Annotated in this window: 15 protein-coding genes; 11 read left to right on the top strand and 4 right to left on the bottom strand. The window is 58.7% G+C overall.

Features of this window, described 5'->3' with window-relative positions:
- Both HB780_RS05075 and HB780_RS05070 read right to left on the bottom strand, forming a co-directional pair.
- The gene (locus HB780_RS05075) at nucleotides 1-1,275 is read right to left on the bottom strand and encodes a polysaccharide biosynthesis/export family protein (RefSeq protein ID WP_183688958.1); all 1,275 of its coding nucleotides are present in this window, start codon (nucleotides 1,273-1,275) and stop codon (nucleotides 1-3) included.
- An 83-nt stretch (nucleotides 1,276-1,358) separates the two neighbouring features.
- On the bottom strand, nucleotides 1,359-2,045 hold the full coding sequence (locus HB780_RS05070) for a sugar transferase (protein ID WP_183688957.1): 687 nt from the start codon (nucleotides 2,043-2,045) through the stop codon (nucleotides 1,359-1,361).
- Between the two features lie 740 nt (nucleotides 2,046-2,785).
- Here HB780_RS05070 and HB780_RS05065 point away from each other — a divergent pair.
- Both HB780_RS05065 and HB780_RS05060 read left to right on the top strand, forming a co-directional pair.
- Nucleotides 2,786-3,076 carry an exopolysaccharide production repressor protein gene (locus HB780_RS05065; protein WP_183689612.1) on the top strand — a complete coding sequence of 97 codons (291 nt, stop codon included), beginning with the start codon at nucleotides 2,786-2,788 and terminating at the stop codon, nucleotides 3,074-3,076.
- An 89-nt stretch (nucleotides 3,077-3,165) separates the two neighbouring features.
- Nucleotides 3,166-4,176, top strand: coding sequence for a glycosyltransferase family 2 protein (locus tag HB780_RS05060; protein ID WP_183688956.1), 1,011 nt, complete (start codon nucleotides 3,166-3,168; stop codon nucleotides 4,174-4,176).
- A gap of 12 nt (nucleotides 4,177-4,188) precedes the next feature.
- Here the strand turns inward: HB780_RS05060 and HB780_RS05055 are convergent, their stop codons facing one another.
- The gene (locus tag HB780_RS05055; protein WP_183688955.1) at nucleotides 4,189-5,130 is read right to left on the bottom strand and encodes a polysaccharide pyruvyl transferase family protein; all 942 of its coding nucleotides are present in this window, start codon (nucleotides 5,128-5,130) and stop codon (nucleotides 4,189-4,191) included.
- Between the two features lie 85 nt (nucleotides 5,131-5,215).
- A complete protein-coding gene (locus HB780_RS05050) occupies nucleotides 5,216-6,175 on the bottom strand; it encodes a glycosyltransferase family 2 protein (protein ID WP_183688954.1) in 960 nt (319 codons plus the stop codon).
- A gap of 119 nt (nucleotides 6,176-6,294) precedes the next feature.
- Between HB780_RS05050 and HB780_RS05045 the strand changes: the two genes are divergently transcribed.
- The 9 genes from HB780_RS05045 (at nucleotide 6,295) to HB780_RS05005 (ending at nucleotide 17,737) form a co-directional block, all read left to right on the top strand.
- Entirely contained in the window at nucleotides 6,295-7,782 is a 1,488-nt protein-coding gene (locus tag HB780_RS05045; RefSeq protein WP_183688953.1) for a lipopolysaccharide biosynthesis protein, read from the top strand.
- 432 nt (nucleotides 7,783-8,214) lie between these two features.
- Nucleotides 8,215-9,294 carry an acyltransferase family protein gene (locus HB780_RS05040; RefSeq protein WP_286202969.1) on the top strand — a complete coding sequence of 360 codons (1,080 nt, stop codon included), beginning with the start codon at nucleotides 8,215-8,217 and terminating at the stop codon, nucleotides 9,292-9,294.
- A complete protein-coding gene (locus HB780_RS05035; protein ID WP_183688952.1) occupies nucleotides 9,291-10,094 on the top strand; it encodes an endo-1,3-1,4-beta-glycanase ExoK in 804 nt (267 codons plus the stop codon). The genes HB780_RS05040 and HB780_RS05035 overlap by 4 nt, the downstream gene beginning before the upstream one ends.
- A gap of 103 nt (nucleotides 10,095-10,197) precedes the next feature.
- Nucleotides 10,198-11,406, top strand: coding sequence for a glycosyltransferase family protein (locus tag HB780_RS05030; protein WP_183688951.1), 1,209 nt, complete (start codon nucleotides 10,198-10,200; stop codon nucleotides 11,404-11,406).
- Nucleotides 11,403-12,401 (top strand): glycosyltransferase family 2 protein, encoded by a 999-nt coding sequence (locus tag HB780_RS05025; RefSeq protein ID WP_183688950.1) that lies wholly within the window; start codon nucleotides 11,403-11,405, stop codon nucleotides 12,399-12,401. The genes HB780_RS05030 and HB780_RS05025 overlap by 4 nt, the downstream gene beginning before the upstream one ends.
- A complete protein-coding gene (locus HB780_RS05020; RefSeq protein WP_183688949.1) occupies nucleotides 12,398-13,339 on the top strand; it encodes a glycosyltransferase family 2 protein in 942 nt (313 codons plus the stop codon). Before HB780_RS05025 ends, HB780_RS05020 begins: the two co-directional genes overlap by 4 nt.
- On the top strand, nucleotides 13,336-14,385 hold the full coding sequence (locus HB780_RS05015) for a glycosyltransferase family 2 protein (RefSeq protein WP_183688948.1): 1,050 nt from the start codon (nucleotides 13,336-13,338) through the stop codon (nucleotides 14,383-14,385). Before HB780_RS05020 ends, HB780_RS05015 begins: the two co-directional genes overlap by 4 nt.
- A 4-nt stretch (nucleotides 14,386-14,389) precedes the next feature.
- On the top strand, nucleotides 14,390-15,295 hold the full coding sequence (locus tag HB780_RS05010; RefSeq protein WP_183688947.1) for a UTP--glucose-1-phosphate uridylyltransferase: 906 nt from the start codon (nucleotides 14,390-14,392) through the stop codon (nucleotides 15,293-15,295).
- An 84-nt stretch (nucleotides 15,296-15,379) separates the two neighbouring features.
- Entirely contained in the window at nucleotides 15,380-17,737 is a 2,358-nt protein-coding gene (locus HB780_RS05005) for a polysaccharide biosynthesis tyrosine autokinase (RefSeq protein WP_183688946.1), read from the top strand.

The following is a 17,737-nucleotide window of genomic DNA, read 5'->3' as shown; positions in this document are numbered from 1 at the left end:
TTATCGCATCGCTAGACCGGCACTCACCTTGATGAGATCACCGGGCAGCACCAGGGTATTCTCCTGGGCCGGAATTTCCTTCGCCTGACCATTCTCGTCCCGTATAATGGTATAGACGACATTCACGCCCTGCCCGCCGGCATCGATATTGCTGGCATCGGCCGATTGCGCGACCGCCTCCTGCATCAACGCCTGGCTGGTGGAGAGCTTGAGTTGCAGGGTTTCCAACTGGGTGTCGGTATCCTGCAGATCCTGCGCAAGCGAATTCTGCCAATCGTTACGCACCGTATTCTCGTCCTGACCGGCCTTGCTGATGCTCTGCTTGGCGTTCAGCGATGCCGTATCGGTATCCAGCAGATTGGTCTCGACGTCGGAAGCGCGCTGTTCGGCTGAGATCCTGCGCGAGGCAAGTTCCAGTCCTCTTTCAGCCAGGCTCTCGACCTTGTCGCGGTCCGCCTTGGCGAGATCGAGTTGACGGCTGAGCGTATCGGTCTTCTTCGCCAGCGCCTCGACTTCGCTTTGCAGCAGCACCTTGAGATCCGCCAGCGCTTGCAATTGCGTTTTCATACGCACGCTACGCGTCTTCATCAGGGCCTCTTCGCTGGCCAGCAGGTCGGTCGATTGCGGCAGCTTTTGAAGGTCCGGCGAAATATCGATCTGATCCTTACCGGCGACTTCGGCCAAAAGACGCGCCTGGCGCATCAGCAACCGGCCGCGTTCGGCCATGAGGACGACGGCATCGCCCTTGGCATTGATGAAATCGCGCGCAAAGCGCTGACCGGCTTCGGCGCGGTGCATGCCGCCACCCAGGCTCACCGCCTTAAGAACGGTCAGGTTGGGCACAAAAGGATATGAACCCGGATTTTGGACCTCGCCGGAGAGATAGATCGGCCGAAATTGCGAAAGCTCCACGGAAGCCGAGGGCCGATCGCGCAGACCGAACTGCTTCTGCAATCCGAGGCCAATCGCTTCCGCGATCTCATCCGTCGTCTTGCCGGCGGCTGGCATGTCCCCGATGAAAGGAATGGAAACCGAGCCGGAAGGACCGACCGTGTAGTCACCCGACACCACCGACCAGTCGCGGATCGTGCCTTCTGCTGTCTGCCATTCGGCGACGCGAATGCTCAGTTTGTCCATGACGCCCAGGTGATATCCGGGAAGGTTATCGGCGCGGGCATTGCCTGACACCACGCAGAGGCTGAAAAGGACGAGAGCGGCGCAACGAAAAGATGTGGTTGCGCCAACGAGCCTACCAGAAGGCTTAATTTCAATCATGCAGGATCTTCCCTGTTATTAGATCGCAGCCCCGCATGCGCGGGGAAACCGCAGGAACCTTCCCCGCGGTATCTGCTTCGTCGTCAGTAGCTGCCGCGCGAGAGGCAAACCGCGGGAATGGTTTTGGCGATAATCATCATGTCGCTGCCAAGTGACCAGTTTTTGACATAATGCGTATCGAAGGCGACGCGGCTCTCATAGGAGACGTCGTTGCGGCCGCTGACCTGCCACAGACCGGTAAGGCCGGGGCGAGACTGGAGATAGTAGATCGCGGAAGTTTCGTAACGCTCAAGCTCGTCCTCGACGACAGGACGGGGGCCGACGACACTCATTTCGCCGCGGATGATATTGATGAGTTGCGGCAGTTCGTCGAGGCTCAGTTTACGAAGCACCGCGCCGATAAGCGTAACGCGGGGGTCGTTTTGCAGCTTGCGCGTTGCGCGCCACTCGTCCATCGCCCGGGGATTGGCCTTCAGGTAAGCCTGCAGCACCCTATCGCCATCGACGACCATGGTGCGGAACTTCAGGCAACCGAAGGTCTTGCCATTGTGACCGATGCGGCGATGACCGTAAAAGATCGGGCCACGGTCCGAGAGCTTCACCAGGAGCATGAGCATGAGCATGAGGAAGAGGGGGCTGATGAAAATCAGTCCCATCAGGGCGGATGTGACGTCGAATCCTCTCTTTAGGATTCCACCCGTTGGCGGAAAAACGTCGCTTTCCGTGGCGCTGAAAAAAGCCGTTGCGGCCGATCTCGTCGCAGACTTCATAGAGATGACTCCATTCATGTTGGCGAATTGGTCGGAAATGTCTCAGACGCGTAACTAGTGCGGTGCAGCGAGGAGTGTAGGATGAGATTGTGATTTTTTAAGCTAATTTTTTGTGGCAATGCCGATTCACGGTATGCTTTTACCGCCAACGTGGCCGGAGCCGTAAGTTCAGTCACCTCCAAGACGACCGGAACACAGATTACATACCGTATAAATCCGGGAAGAATTAACTTCTTACGTTTTGATTTATAGTGTAATAGGGTAAGAAAGGTCGAATTAGTAGATTTTTTTCTCTGATTTATCCAAGATAGGCTTTAAACACTCTTGAATACCCCTGACAAACCCCGATTTTCGGTCAAAAATATTGCACTGCAACAAGATATTGCGACGCACATATTGATGAAAGCAACGGCCAGACTTTGTAATAAAAGTTGATTGAATTGTTAAAATCAGAATCGATTGCACTAATCGATTAGCAGTACGAAATTGTATGTGAAATTTTTGCGAACAACCTTTGGGAGAGTGTCGAGAGGCGAAAAAAGATAATGAATGCAATTGTATTCATTGTGGAGGAGTAGTTTTAACGAGCGCGACGTAGGATCCGTATCAATTCGTAACGTATTGCCGTCGCTTGGTTGAATCTAAATGAATCATAAAATATATTTGAGTTCTGGGTCTACTGAGGGAGGAAAGACCTTGATTACTTTTATGCAGATATTCCTGGGGAGGAGGTAATGTCCATGTATGCACCTCGCGTCTTCATCAGCATGGCGGGCACTCTGGCCGTATTCGCCATTGCGACTTATTTCCTGACGCATTCACTTTCGGTCACCTTGATCGAAACTGCAATTTGCGCAGTCCTGCTACAGATCGGTTACTTCGCGGGCGTTCTTTTCCTGGTGTGGAAAGAACGCAATGCGAGGAATGCGTTGTTGAATGAAGGCTCGGCTGCAATGCCGGTGCGTGAAGGTGACAAGGTTAGCGGCCTGCCCGCTGCCAACCTCAATCGTTCCGAACCCTTCAACCCCTGACGCCGCCATTTGGCGCATCTTTTGGTGACCATGTGGTTGCCGGATGGCTGTTGTCGTCCTAAGTCTCCAACAGAACCATGGAGGCTGACTTGATCGACAGTGCCGAAAACAATGTCTGCGTAATCATTGCCGCGAAGAATGCCAGCGATACCATCGGTCTCGCTGTGGCTTCGGCGTTGCGCGAGCCGGAAGTGGCCGAGGTCGTCGTTATCGACGATGGCTCGACCGACGGCACGGCTGCCGCCGCGCGTCAGGCCGATGATGGCAGCGGCCGCCTGATCATCCAGGAATTCGAGAAAAATCGCGGGCCAGCCGCGGCACGCAATCATGCGATCGAGATTTCGCGCGCGCCGCTAATCAGCATCCTCGACGCCGATGACTTCTTTTTCCCGGGGCGCTTCAAGCCGCTGCTTGCCAGTAACGATTGGGATTTCGTCGCCGACAATATCGCCTTCGTCGATGCCGATACGGTTTCAAATGCCTATACCATGCTCGATCATTTCGATCCGAAACCGCGCTTCCTGGATCTGGTCGCCTTTGTCGAGGGCAATATTTCCAAGCGCGGCGTCCGGCGCGGCGAGATCGGCTTCCTGAAGCCGCTGATGCGCCGGTCGTTTCTGGACAAGCATGGCCTGCGCTATGACGAGGCCCTGCGTCTCGGTGAGGATTACGACCTCTATGTGCGGGCGCTTGCCAAGGCTGCGCGCTACAAGATCATCCATAGCTGCGGCTACGGCGCCGTGGTGCGCAGCAATTCCCTGAGCGGCCAGCATCGCACCGACGATTTGCGCCGACTTTACGAGGCGGATCGGGCGATCCTTGCGGCCGGCGGGCTCTCACCGATCGATGCAGCAGTCATCCGCCGCCACGAGGAGCATATTCGCGGACGGTACGAGCTGCGGCATTTTCTCGATATCAAATCGAAATCGGGCATGGGGGCAGCGGCCTCCTACGCCCTGGGCAAGCCAGGTGCCATTCCAGCCATAGCCGGCGGTATTTTCGCCGATAAGACCGAGCGTTTTCGCAAGGGCGGCAGCGCGCCAATCGCCCATTCGGGCGCAAACGGCCTGCGTTATCTCCTGCAGGCCGTTCCCGAATAATTCGCAGGCGCGTCAGATGTAGTCGCGCTTGACGCTTTCAATCACCGACATGAAGCGCTCCTTGCGACCGGCAAGGGCCGCGTCGGTGCTGAGCTGCGGCTTTGCCTTGCTGGCCTGCCAAAGCGCCAGCGCCGAGGGTACGGCAAGTGCCTGTTTTGCCATCACGCGCAGCGTGGTCTGTTGCGGATCAGCAAGCACGGTCTCGCCATATCGCTGCTTTTCCAGTTCTCCGGCCGCCTGTTCATCGCGTTCGAAGCCAACACCCCAGAAGCGGGCGCCCTTGGCGATCGCTTCGGCGCGGGTGGAAACGGGAATATGTTTCGGCGCATAGGTGACGCCGAGAGAATGCGCCCAATCGTTCCATTTGAAGCTGTTGATCGCCCGCGAGGTGCTGACGGCAATCCACGGCACGCGGAAGGCATCGGCAAGGATCGCGCCATGCATGGATTCGGCGACGATCAACTCGGATGTGGCGATCTCGCGGATCACGGCCTTCGCCTCGCCGCGCGGATCGAGATAGGAAAGACCAACTGTCTTGCAGATATCCTGCCAGAGCCCGGCGCCTGCCGACTCCCAATGCGGCACGAACGTGTGGCGCTTGGTCTTCGGCAGATTTTTGAATTCCGGCATCTCGGTGACCATGACGGCCGGATCGATGATGCCCATATCCGTGGGAACGCCAACTTTTTCAGCCGTCAGCGGGCCACGAACGCAGCGAATATCCCATTTGCTCCTGTCGCTCATGTCAGGAAGCGTGCCATAGCCGAAGCCACTGCCGATCACGAGCTTCTGGCCGTCAGGCGGCAATAGCGACGTGTTCAGGACGGTGCCGACACCGACCAGCAGTGTTTCCTCATGAACGTCGCGCAGGCCAGGGAGTAGAAAATCCCAGAGCCAGAGATTGAGATCGTCACCGAAATTGCCATGGGTGGATTCCCAGTGGAACGGCTTCATACAGAACTCCTTGCTGATCTAGACCGTAGCTGCACATGCATTGGCTCTAGAATGGGGCATGAACAGCTTTGCTGCACTGCGAAAACTAGGGCGTAAACTTGCCCGCGGCAAGCTGCATCGCACTCTGCAATATGCCGGGGTCGCGCCAGGCCCATTTCGCGAGTAGCCCAAGTTGTGGCAATCGGTGACGGCGCAACTGCCGCGCCTGGCTCCACAGCGCCTGCTGGCGGGCGCGGTTTTTGCAGGCGCGAATGGTCTCGATGTCCTGCGGCCGGCGCGAAAATCTCTGTTCCAGCGTGTTGAGCGCCGTCCAGGTGTTGAACTGCTGGCGCAGGAACTGCGGTGAATCATTGTCGATGCTGTGGAAGATATTCATGCCCTCGCCGCGCAGCGCGCCGGCGTCTTCGCAGAGCAGCACGCGCTTGGCCGCCAGGATGCAGTCACAGAAGAACAGCACGTCTTCGGCCGCCAGTCGCAGTGAGGCTTCGAAGCGGATCTTTTCGAACAACGGCCGGCCGATCACCATGCAGGAGAGGTGCAGAAAGCCCCAGTCCTTCAGCATGACGCTGGCAATATCGGGGATTTCGATGATGGAGGGTGCGTCGGAGAGGCGTACGGCGTCGGGCGATTTCGCCAGTTCGTCTATACCGAAATGATAGGAAAAACCCTCGCCGCCGCTGATCGAGTCCCAATAACAATCCGCATCGTGGCGCGTCAGCGCCTCGAAAGCGTTGCTCAGATGCTCCGGCGCCCATTCGTCATCGGAATCGAGGAAGGCGACAAAGCGGCTTGCGGCCGGCACATTATCGAGGCCAGTATTGCGCGCGCCGCCCGGGCCGGCATTGGCTTGGCGGATGACTGTAATGCGCGCACGCTCGTCGTCTGCGAGCGATTGAAGTTCACTTTCCGCCGGGAGCGGCGATTCATCATCGACGACAAGGATATCGAAATCCTGAAACACCTGCCTAGATATCGACCTCAATGCGCGCTGCAGAATGCCTGTCTGTTTTTGGTAGAAGGGAATAACAATCGTAATCGACGCCATTTTTTCGCCTTACGTTTTTCAACAAAGAGTTTGCGACCTCCTCCCAGGGTCGCGACCATACATTTTTTCGACAATCTCCATCGCTGATTACAGCCGCTCCCAAGAGATAGGATGTCGCAATGACCTCAACAGTTAGTGTCCGTTCGATAACGAACAATGTCGGATGGAGCGTTTTATCGAAGACAAGTACATTTGGATTGAAATTTATTACCGTGCCCATCCTGGCGCGCATCCTTACTCCCGAGGAATTCGGCGTCGTCGCCGTGGCGCTGACGGTTGTGCAATTCCTCGCCATGATCGGCGGCGCCGGGCTCACCTCCTCTCTCGTCATCCAGGAGAAGGAGGATATGCTGACTATTCACTCCGTCTTCTGGGTGAATCTCGCGGTGTCGACGTTGATGGCCGTGGTTCTTTATGTCTTCGCCGACTTCTTCGCAACATTGTTGGGCGCCAAAGAGGCAGCCTACCTGTTGCGCATTATGGCATTCATGATTCCCATCCAGCTCGCCGCCGATGTCGCCTATTCGATCCTGGCGCGGCGGATGAATTTCAGCAAGGATGCGGTCTGGAGCATGATTTCGGAGTCCTCCGGCGCGCTGGTCGCGGTCGGTTTGGCCTGGTTCGGATTTGGCGTCTGGTCGCTCGTTGCCCAGCTTTTTGTCTCCGGCACCGTTCGCCTTGTCGGTCTCTATGCCGTCTCCGGCTACTTCCCCCGGTTCGCCTTCTCCTTCAGCCGCATCAAGGGGCTGACGAAGTTCTCCTTCGGCATGATGGGATCGGAAATCGCCAATTTCGTTACCTTCCAGTCGCCGATGGTGATCATCGCCCGCTACCTCGGTCTGGCCGATGCCGGCGCCTATTCCGCCGGCAATCGTTTTGCCAGCATCCCGAACCAGGTCGTGCTCTCGGCAGTTATGGGCGTCTTGTTTCCGGCCTTCAGCCACATGATGCATGACCGCAAGCGCCGGTCGGACGCGCTGATGCTGAGCACGCAGGTCACAACGGTGCTTCTGGCGCCGATGATGTTCGGCCTGTGGGCCATCGCCGAGCCGGCCATGCTGGTGCTGTTCGGACAGAAATGGGCCTATGCCTGGCCGGTGCTCGGCCTGCTGGCACTCTCCAAGGCGATCCTGACGCCCTGCAGCACCTTCATCCCCTATCTCAAGGGCGTCGGCCGCGGCAATGTCCTGTTCTGGTCGGCAATCATCCGCGCCGTCGTCACTACAGCTGCCGTCGCCTATGGAGCCATGACCGGCGATTTGATCAACGCCATGGTCTGGCTCTGCATCGTCAGCGTCATCACCTTGATCTTTTATTCCTGGGCGGTCTTTCGCGCCGACGGCATGCCGTTCTTTCAAGGGTTCTATATCAGCAACCGGCCGATGATCACCGCGCTCATCATGGCACTCATCGTTCGCTTCATGCTGGACCATCTGAAGGTAGCGATGCCGAGCGCTGTTCTGCAGATCGTCGTGGGCTCGGTGGTGGGCGGCGCAATATACCTCGCTTTCGTCCTGCTGACTGAGAGAGCGCTTGTGCGCAAAATACTGGAACTCGTTCGTTCACGCAGAAAGCCGAATGCGGAAGCGCAACCTGTGGCTGAATGATTCTGCAGAACTTTCTTAGGGAACTTGCATCGCCGCCCCATTCTGTCCATGTTTGACCACGGATTATGCGGCGGTGCAAAAAATGTTCACCTAATGCGAAAAAAATGATGATGATGCCTCGTAGGGCCGCAGATCGTTTCACGAATTATTTCAGCGTACTTAAATCCTTTTAATACCAGGGACTTCCACCGATATCGGCCGTCTCCATCACCTGTTTCACCGGCCTTTTTGCCGCGGAGTTGCGGCAGTTGGCGCCCCTTCATTCTCGTTTTTTGCTGCACCGCCATATTTCTTTTCGTAAGATCGCCCTAGGTTATGCGTTGTAGGCTCTAGTCTGCTCTGGTTGAAACGGTCGCAAGGGGGGAGCGATCTGGAAAAGGGGTGACGGACATCGTGAATGTGACTGCCAACGTGTCTTCGCGGATAAATCTCATGCGTATAGTGCTCATTTCGGGCATCATATTTGTGCATATCCCGTTCGATACGGATTCCAGCCCGTTCAATGGTGATTATGGGCTCTTCGATTGGCTGCGGGTCTTTCTGCGCGATAGTCTCTTTCGCGTTGGGGTGCCCTGCCTCAGTGCCATTTCCGGTTATCTTCTTTTCCGGCATGGCACGGCAAAGCTTGACTACGGCAAGACCATTCGCCGCAAGGCGAAGACCGTTCTCCTGCCCTTCCTGTTGTGGAACAGCGCCTTCTTCCTTTTGGTGCTGATCCTGCAGAGCTTCGGTGTCGGCGACGGTTTTCTGCCCGATCTTTCGAACGCCAGCCCGCGCACGCTTTCAACGCTTCTTTTCGCCATCGAGGGCACGCCTATCAACCTGCCCCTTTATTTCCTGCGCGATCTCTTCGTCTGCATCCTGCTGTCGCCATTGCTGGCGTTGCTGATCAGCCGCTTTCCCTTATCGACGCTGGTGGGCTTGCTGCTGCTGGCGGCGTTACCGATCCCGCTCGGCATCGTGCTTCGAAACTCCATCCTCTTCAGCTTTGGCTTCGGCATCTATCTCAGCCTCTATCGTGTCGACCTGACGATTATCGATCGCTATGCCACGCTAATTGGACCGGCCTTCGTCGCCCTGGCGGCACTCTTGGCCACGGCGACTTACCTCACAGGCCCCACGCTGCCCTTGTGGCTCGAAATAGGCCGCAACCTTATGGTGCTCGTCGGCATTCCCGGTTTCTGGGCGCTGTCGGCGATCTTCATCAGGAGCCGGCTAGGCCAGAGCCTGGCGGGAACCGGCGGCCTGAGCTTCTGGGTGTTCTGCGCCCATTACCCGCTGCTGTTCTGCCTCTGGGTTCTCTGGAACCGCGGCGGCAGCGAGATCTATCCGATCTTCTATCTGCTGGCCTCTGCCATCGCCCTGATGGCGCTGCCGCTGACCAACGGCATGGCGCGCTCCGCCCTGCCCTCCATCTACAACCTGCTGACTGGTAGCCGTGCGTGTTCGCGTACGAAAGCACCGGCAACGCCGACCGCCGGCAGGCGACTTCAGAGCAAAGGTGACACATGACGAAACCGACCACCCATGCGCGCAGACTCAGCCTTGTTTCACTGGCCATCTTGAGCGCCGGCCTGTTTCCAAGTGTAGCTTCCGCGCTGGAAGATCAGCCGAACGGCACATCCTTCGTTGACAATTTCGACAGGATCGACAGAAGCCGCTGGTACATTTCCGATGGCTGGAACAACGGCCCGCACCAGAACTGCACCTGGTCGAAGAAGCAGGTCAGCCGCGAAGACGGCATGCTGCAACTTCAATTCACTCAGGGCAAGACCGGTGAGCGCGACTATGCCTGCGGCGAGATCCAGACCACCAAGCGTTTTGGCTACGGCACCTATGAGGCGCGCTATCGCACCGCCAGCGGCCCCGGCCTCAACTCGGCGTTCTTTACCTATATCGGGCCGACCGACAAGAGGCCGCATGACGAGATCGATTTCGAAGTTCTCGGCAAGAATGCAGGGCAGGTTCAGGTCAACCAGTATATCGCCGCCAAGGGTGGCAACGAGAAACTGGTTCCGGTCCCCGGCGGCGCTGATCAGGGCTTCAACGACTATGCCTTCGTCTGGGAGAAGGATCGGCTTCGCTATTATGTGAACGGCCAGCTGATCCAGGACGTGACCGACCCTTCGAAGATCCCGACGAATGCCCAGAAGATCTTCTTCAGCCTTTGGGGCACCGACACGCTGAGCGGCTGGATGGGCAAGTTCGCCTATGGCGGCGGCCCGGCAACCATGCAGATCAAGCGCGTGGCTTTCACCGCGGAAGGCGACAAGTGCCAGTTCCCGGAATCGATTGCCTGCAAGCTGAACTAAGACATTCCGGCTGCGAAACAAATGTCGCGGCCGGGTAAGACATGATGCGACACCAACGAAACGAGACCCCTGGCTTCGACCGGGCACGAAAACGGAAGTTTTAATGCTGCATATTCTCTACTTCGTCCACGATCTAGCTGACCCCGCCGTCCGTCGGCGGGTGCTGATGCTGCAGGCGGGTGGAGCACGGGTGTCACTGGCAGGCTTCCGGCGCGACGACAATGCGCTCGCGGCCGTGCACGGCATTGAGCCGATCGAGCTCGGGAAGACGCGCGATGCGCAGTTCACACATCGTATTGCAGCCGTTTTCACATCCGCGCTGAAACTGCGCGGCTCATTGCGTTCGGTCCAGAAGCCGGACGTCATCATCGGCCGCAATCTCGAAATGCTGGCCTTGGCCAATCGGGCGAGATCGATCTTCGGCGGCGATATGCCGGTCGTCTACGAGTGTCTCGATATTCACCGGCTGCTGCTGCGCAAGGATACGCTTGGCGCCGCCCTTCGCGGGGTGGAGCGTCATTTCGGTGCGGACGCCGCTTTACTGCTGACCAGTTCGCCCGCTTTCGTCGAGCGCTATTTCCGCCCTCGCTCCGGCCTCGATCTTCCGATTGTCCTTCTGGAGAACAAGGTTCTGGCGCTCGATGGCGTTGGTGACATGGCTGTTGCCTCTCCCCGGTTGCCGGCCAAGGGCGAGCCCTGGAAAATCGGCTGGTTCGGCGCGCTTCGCTGCCGCAAGTCGCTGGCGCTGCTCGACGAATTTTCGCGCCGGATGGACGGACGTTTCGAGATCATCCTGCGCGGCCGGCCGGCCCATTCGGAGTTCGACGACTTCGATGGCATCGTGCGCGATGCGCCTTTCATGCATTTTGGCGGTCCCTACAAGAACCCGGAGGACCTCTCGGCCATCTATGGCGAGGTACAGTTCTCCTGGGCGATCGATTTCTTCGAAGAGGGTATGAATTCGAGCTGGCTGCTGCCGAACCGGCTCTACGAGGGTGGCCTTTACGGCGCCGTTCCGATCGCCATGGATGGCACCGAGACCTCACGCTTCCTGACAAGCCGGAAAATCGGCCTCACGCTCGACAAGGCTAACCCCGCTCATCTCGTCACGCTCATGAGCGACATGAACGAAGAACGCTATCTCGCCGCTTTCGACGCCGTGGCCGCACAGGACCGCAGGCAATGGATGACCGATCGCGCTGATTGCCAAGGCCTGGTGCAGCGACTGGCTTCCCTCACCCGCGCCAACGAACAAACCGCCGATTTACAGGCCCTCCCCCAACTGCATCGCAATAGAGGTGGATTGCAATGAAAACTGGAGATCCCAAGCATATGCGTTGCCTGATCGTCATCCCCTGCCTCAATGAAGAGAAGCATATCGAGCCGCTGATCGCCAAGCTCGGTGGCGCTCTGAACGAACTTGACGCCAGGATCGTGGTTGCCGATGGCGGCAGCACGGACAGGACGCGGGATATTGTCAAGGAAATCGCCGGGGCCGACCCGCGCATTCTGCTGCTCGACAACCCGAAACGGCTGCAAAGTGCCGCAATCAATCTTGCCGTCGAAACCTTCGGCAATGACTACGACTATCTCATTCGCATCGACGCCCATGGCGACTACCCGGATGATTATTGCCAAAGACTGGTCGAGGAGGCAGACGCGACCGAGACAGATTCGGTCGTCGTCGCTATGCGCACCCAGGGTTTCAGTGCCTTCCAGAAGGCGACGGCGGTGGCGCAGAACTCGAAGCTCGGCAATGGCGGCTCGAAGCATCGCGAAGGCGCCAAGGGACATTGGGCCGATCACGGCCACCACGCGCTGATGCGCATTACCGCTTTCCGCGCCGTCGGCGGCTACGACGAAACCTTCAGTCACAATGAGGATGCCGAGCTGGATTATCGCCTGCGCAAGGCCGGTTATCGCATCTGGCTCACCGACAAGACAACGATGACCTATTATCCGCGTGCCAGCATCCCGACGCTTTTCCGACAGTATCTCGGCTATGGCGCGCGCCGCGCTCGGAATATCCTGAAGCATCGCAGCATGCCAAGCGTCCGCCAGATGCTGCCGCTTGCCGTGGTGCCGATCTTCGTCGGCGCTTTCCTAGCCGTCCTCAACTGGATCGCGGTTATTCCGATTGGCCTGTGGGCCTTTGCTTGCCTCGCCTACGGTTTCTGGATCGCGCTCGGTCAGAAGAACCCATACGGGCCACTTGCCGCCATCTCCGCCATGGTCATGCATTTCGCCTGGTCGATGGGCTTCTGGATGGAAGTTCTCAAATTTCGCGGGCGCAGGGTGGTGTCATGACGCAAAGCCCCGAGAGCCCCCGCGTGAAAATTGATATCGCCGTCTGCACCTATCGCCGCGCCGAGCTGGACCAGACCCTGCTGTCGCTGGCGGTCCTGACCGTGCCGACCGGCGCCCTCGTTCGCATTATCGTTGCCGACAACGACGTGACGCCGAGCGCGCTTGATCGCGTCGAAGCCATGCGCTCGGCCGTGCCCTTCGAGATTGCCTATGTGCATTGCCCGGCATCGAACATTTCCATTGCCCGCAATGCATGCCTGGAGCACGCCACCGGAGATTTTGTCGCCTTCATCGACGACGACGAGACGGCATCGGAAGATTGGCTGGCGGAATTGCTGGTAACCGCCGATACGACCGGGGCTGACGCTGTTTTGGGGCCGGTGCGAGCCGTCTATCCGAATGTGGCGCCGGGCTGGATGAGCCGTGGCGATTTCCATTCGACCCTGCCCGTCTGGGTCGCGGGCGATATCCGCACCGGCTATACCTGCAACGTGCTTTTGCGACGCAAGGCGCCTTCGCTCGCCGGTCGCCGCTTCAACCTCGCGCTCGGACGCAGCGGCGGTGAGGACACAGAATTTTTTGCCCATATGCACCAGGCGGGCGGGCGCATCGCCTTCGCCGAAGATGCCATGGTTTATGAGCCCGTGCCGAGCGGGCGTGCCAAACTGTCATGGCTTTCGAAGCGGCGCTACCGCATGGGGCAGACCCATGGGCGAATGCTGCTAGAGGGGGCGGCCGGTTTCGGTCGCTGGAAGGCAATTGCAGTTGCTGGCACCAAGTCCGCATACTGCTTTGCTGCCGCCACGCTTCTTTCTCCTTTGCCGATAAAGCGCCATCGCTACGGCCTGCGCGGCATCATGCATGCAGGCGTCGTCAGCGGCCTGTTCGGCGTTCGTGAAATCGTGCAATACGGAAATCTGGAGAACGCGCCGCAATGACGGATTTCATCCCTGATGTCAGCTTCGTCATCGCAGCCTACAACGCCGAGGAGACGCTGGAGTCCGCCATCGGCAGCGCACTTGCTCAGGGCGCGGTCAGCATGGAGGTCATCGTCGTCGACGATTGCTCCAGCGACAGCACTCGGGACATCGTCAGCAATCACCCCGACCCCCGGGTGCGCTTGGTCGCCATGCCGCATAACGGAGGCCCAGGTGCTGCGCGCAATGCCGGACTGGATGCGGCGCGCGGCCGCTGGGTGGCAGTGCTCGATTCCGATGATGAACTCCGTCCAGACCGCATGGCACGACTGATCGCCCGGGCCGAAAAAGCCGAGGCGCAGATCGTGATCGACAATCTCGACGTCATCCGGGGCGAGAACGAGGCCGTTGGCGCCATGTTCCCCGAAGCCATGCTCGCCCGCATGCCCCTGCTGACGCTCGCGAAATTCATCTCGTCGAACATGATTTTCCAATCCGAGCACAATCTCGGCTACACAAAGCCGGTCTTTGAGCGGGCCTTCCTGGAAAAGCATAACCTGCGCTTCGACGAGGCCCTCAGGATCGGCGAGGATTACATCTTCCTTGCCTCAGCCCTTGCCTGGGGCGGCGTTTGCGCGGTCGAGCCGACAGCTGGCTACCTCTATTATATTCGCGAGGGTTCGATCTCGCGGGTGCTGAAGCGGCAACATGTCGAAGCGATGATCGCCGCCGATGCCAAGTTTTTTGCCGAACATCCTTTTGGTGCCGCCGCCCTCGCCGCACAGCGGAGACGGACGCGGAACCTGAAGGACGTATTGTCCTTCCTGATGCTGATCGACAGCCTCAAGGATGGCGCCCTACCGACCGCGCTGAAGATTGCATGCCGCAATCCACGCGCGCTCCGCCACCTGCGCATGCCGATTGCAGCTCGCTTTCGTCGTCTCGCCGCCTCTCTTCGGGGTAGCGGCGAAACGACCGTCCTCACGGGCGGTGAAGTGGCTGCGGCCCCGCAAATCTCCTCCTCCCTCCCCAGTTTGGGCGCAGGCCCTCACTCTAACAAAGGATAGAGCCATGGACCGTAAGCTTCGTGTGAGAAAAGCAGTCATTCCTGTTGCCGGCAACGGAACCCGTTTCCTGCCCGCCACCAAGGCAATGCCGAAGGAAATGCTAACGATCGTCGATCGTCCGGTGGTGCAATATGCCGTCGACGAAGCCATTGAAGCCGGCATCGAGCACATCGTTTTCATCACCAGCCGCAACAAGACGTCGATCGAAGATCACTTCGACGATACGCCGGAGCTGATTTCCTCGCTGAACAGGGCAGGCAAGACAAAACAGGTTTCCGAACTGGAACGTCTTCTGCCGCGCGCCGGCTCCGTCAGCTTTATCCGTCAGCAGGCGCCGCTTGGCCTCGGTCATGCCGTCTGGTGCGCCCGCGACGTGATCGGTGACGAACCCTTCGCGCTGCTGCTGCCCGACATGGTCTGCCATGGCCTGCGAGGCTGCACCGCCGGGTTGATGGACCTCTATAACGAAGTCGGCGGCAATGTCGTCGGTGTCGAGGAATGCTCACCGGAAGAAACGTCAAGTTACGGCATTATCGGCAGGGGAGCGCCGGTTCGCCATGGCTTCGGCGTGACCAAAATGGTTGAAAAGCCGCATCCTTCGGAGGCGCCTTCCAACTTTTACCTTAATGGTCGTTATATTCTGCAGCCCGAAATCTTCGATATTCTGGCCCGGCAAGAGCGCGGCGCCGGTAACGAGATCCAACTCACCGATGGCATGCGTCGCCTGTCCGAAACACAGGGGTTCCATGCTCAGGCCTATAATGGACGGACTTACGATTGCGGATCGAAGCAAGGCTTCATCGAGGCCAACGTCGCCTTCGCGCTCGCGCGTGCCGATATTGGCGGTCTCGTCTATGATTCGATCCGGAACCTGGTTCTCTCGCACGAAGCGCAGATGAACGCAGCTTAAACCAACACACTTTCCGCCTGCGGCCCTGGTGGCCGCAGGTCACGAGCCGTTATTCAATTGGGCTTCTCCGACGAGGTGGTCGCCATGCATCAGAAAAATTTCACCTTCCATAGCGCTACCCCCAAAGCGGAGGAGCAGGATGGCTTCATTGACCTCGATCGCCTGATGGCGGTGGTAATCCGCCGTGTCCGCACCATTATGCTCGGTGTGGCCGTCTTCGTTGCGCTTGCGCTCGCCTATCTGTTGTTCGCCACCCCGAATTACACGTCGGCAACGCAGATATTGCTCGATGAAAACATGACCAAATATGCGGAGGACCAGCCGCCGCCGGCCAGCAGCCAGCAGGCCGACATGGATATTGCCAGCGCCGTCGAAATCCTGAAGTCCAACGAGATGGCTTTGCGGGTTGTCGATACTGCCGGGCTCGTTGACAATGACGCGTTCGCCAATCCGCCGCAGTCGCCGGTCGCATTGATCAAGTCTGGCGTGAAGCTGATTGCCAGCGTCTTCAAACCTGCCAAGCCACCCCTGTCGCCTGCGGAAGCGCGAGAGGCAAAACGTCAGCAGGTCGCGGCCATATTGCAGGACGCTCTCAAGGTCGAGCGCGTCACCCGCAGTTCCGTCGTTTCCGTATCCTTCGTTTCGACCGATCCGCAATTGGCGGCGAAAATCACCAGCGCCTATGCCGACTCCTATCTGACCGACCAGCTCAACGCCAATTTCGACGCGACCGAGCGCGCATCCGTCTGGCTGCAGGAGCGGCTGAACGATCTGCGTCAGAGGGCGCAGATGGCATCGCTCGAGGTCGAGAAGTACAAGGCGGATAATGGCTTGACTTCGACCGGCGGCGAGCTGATGTCGGAGCAGCAGATCTCCGATCTGAACAAGCAGTTGATCATCGCACAGGCCGATACCGCCAGCGCCTCCGCTCGCTATAACCAGTACAAGTCGATTATCGACCAGGGGCCGGACAATGCGGTGAAGAACGCGACGATCTCGTCCAGCCAATCCGGTAACAGTGGCTTGCAGGACCTGAAGACCCGCTATCTTGCAGTGCAGAAGCGCGAGCAGGACGTGACGCAGAATTTCGGCGCCGACCATCCTCAGGCCGTGGCTTTGAAGGCGGAACGCCAAGACATTACCCGTCAGATCTATGAGGAGCTCCAGCAACTAACGGCGAGCTACAAAAATGAGTTTGACGTGGCACAATCGCGCGCGACATCGCTGCGTGGCAGCATCGAGGGCATGGTCGGCAAGAATTCCGAAGCCAACAAATCCCTCGTGCAGTTGAACGAGCTGAACCAGAAGGCGACGGCGCTGAAGACGCTGTACGAATCCTATCTGGGCCGCTTCGAGGCTGCGGCACAACAGCGGTCCTTCCCGATCGCCAAAGCGCGCGTCATATCGGCGGCCGGTGTTCCCACGGCCCCGTCGAGCCCGAAGAAGACGCTTGTCATGGCGCTTTCGGTCATCCTCGGCTTGATGGCCGGCGGTGCCTTTGCCGCGTTCCAGGAATTCCGGGATCGCTTCTTCCGCGTCGAAGCCGATGTGCGTGCAGTGCTCGGGCTCAAATTCCTGGGCTATCTGCCGCTCCTTGGCCAACAGGGCTTCCCGAAGAAGAAGAACAGTCGCAAGCGCAAGATTGGTCCCGTGCCGGCAATGGCGACGGCAGCGGTCGAAGAGGGCGAAAACGGCGTTGCGTTCGAACGCATCATGCGTGTTTCGGTCGAGGCGCCGCGCTCGATTTTCGCCGAGACCCTGCGAAACGCCAAGCTTGCCAGCGATATCATGCTGCAGGGACGTTCCGACCGGGTGATCGGCGTCGTCTCGGCGCTGCCTGGCGAAGGCAAGTCAACGACAGCCGCCAATTTTGCCGCCCTGCTCGCCAGCAGCGGCAAGCGCACGCTGCTGATCGACGCCGACTTGCGCAATCCGGGTCTGAGCCGGACGCTGAGGACACCTCCGCAGGTCGGTCTTATCGAGGCCGCTCTCGGCGAAGTCCCCTGGGCAAGCGCTGTCAAGGTCGATCCGCGCACCAAGCTTGCCATCCTGCCAGTGGTGATACGCGACCATCTGCTCCATACCAGCGAGCTTCTGTCCTCGCAGGGCATGATGAACCTGATGGAGAATGCGCGGAAGATGTTCGACTATATCGTCGTCGACCTTGCGCCACTCGGACCTGTCATCGACGCCAAGGCATTTGCGCCGCAGGTGGATGCCTTCCTGTTCGTTGCCGAATGGGGCGCGACGCCGACCAGTCTCGTCAAGGACATTCTGGAGCAGGAGCCGCAGATCAACTCGCGCATCCTCGGCGTCATTCTCAACAAGACCGACATGTCGGAACTGTCACGCTACAGCGATTTTGGCGGCACCGAGCGCTATCGGCAGAAGTATGTCAGCTACTATACCGAAGACCATCCAAAAACCGAGGTAGAGGCGTAA

This window comes from Rhizobium lusitanum (assembly GCF_014189535.1).
Taxonomy (GTDB): domain Bacteria; phylum Pseudomonadota; class Alphaproteobacteria; order Rhizobiales; family Rhizobiaceae; genus Rhizobium; species Rhizobium lusitanum_C.
The sequence above is the reverse complement of the archived record's forward strand: the minus strand, read 5'-3'. Positions and strand labels throughout refer to the sequence as shown.

Excerpts from the sequence above, each read along its gene's own strand:
- HB780_RS05065 (WP_183689612.1), top strand. The coding sequence starts at position 2,786 with ATGTATGCACCTCGCGTCTTCATCAGCATGGCGGGCACTCTGGCCGTA.
- HB780_RS05025 (WP_183688950.1), top strand. The coding sequence starts at position 11,403 with ATGAAAACTGGAGATCCCAAGCATATGCGTTGCCTGATCGTCATCCCC.
- HB780_RS05050 (WP_183688954.1), bottom strand. The coding sequence starts at position 6,175 with ATGGCGTCGATTACGATTGTTATTCCCTTCTACCAAAAACAGACAGGC.
- HB780_RS05075 (WP_183688958.1), bottom strand. The coding sequence starts at position 1,275 with ATGATTGAAATTAAGCCTTCTGGTAGGCTCGTTGGCGCAACCACATCT.
- HB780_RS05030 (WP_183688951.1), top strand. The coding sequence starts at position 10,198 with ATGCTGCATATTCTCTACTTCGTCCACGATCTAGCTGACCCCGCCGTC.
- HB780_RS05015 (WP_183688948.1), top strand. The coding sequence starts at position 13,336 with ATGACGGATTTCATCCCTGATGTCAGCTTCGTCATCGCAGCCTACAAC.
- HB780_RS05035 (WP_183688952.1), top strand. The coding sequence starts at position 9,291 with ATGACGAAACCGACCACCCATGCGCGCAGACTCAGCCTTGTTTCACTG.
- HB780_RS05055 (WP_183688955.1), bottom strand. The coding sequence starts at position 5,130 with ATGAAGCCGTTCCACTGGGAATCCACCCATGGCAATTTCGGTGACGAT.
- HB780_RS05070 (WP_183688957.1), bottom strand. The coding sequence starts at position 2,045 with ATGAAGTCTGCGACGAGATCGGCCGCAACGGCTTTTTTCAGCGCCACG.
- HB780_RS05005 (WP_183688946.1), top strand. The coding sequence starts at position 15,380 with ATGCATCAGAAAAATTTCACCTTCCATAGCGCTACCCCCAAAGCGGAG.
- HB780_RS05045 (WP_183688953.1), top strand. The coding sequence starts at position 6,295 with ATGACCTCAACAGTTAGTGTCCGTTCGATAACGAACAATGTCGGATGG.
- HB780_RS05010 (WP_183688947.1), top strand. The coding sequence starts at position 14,390 with ATGGACCGTAAGCTTCGTGTGAGAAAAGCAGTCATTCCTGTTGCCGGC.
- HB780_RS05020 (WP_183688949.1), top strand. The coding sequence starts at position 12,398 with ATGACGCAAAGCCCCGAGAGCCCCCGCGTGAAAATTGATATCGCCGTC.
- HB780_RS05040 (WP_286202969.1), top strand. The coding sequence starts at position 8,215 with ATGCGTATAGTGCTCATTTCGGGCATCATATTTGTGCATATCCCGTTC.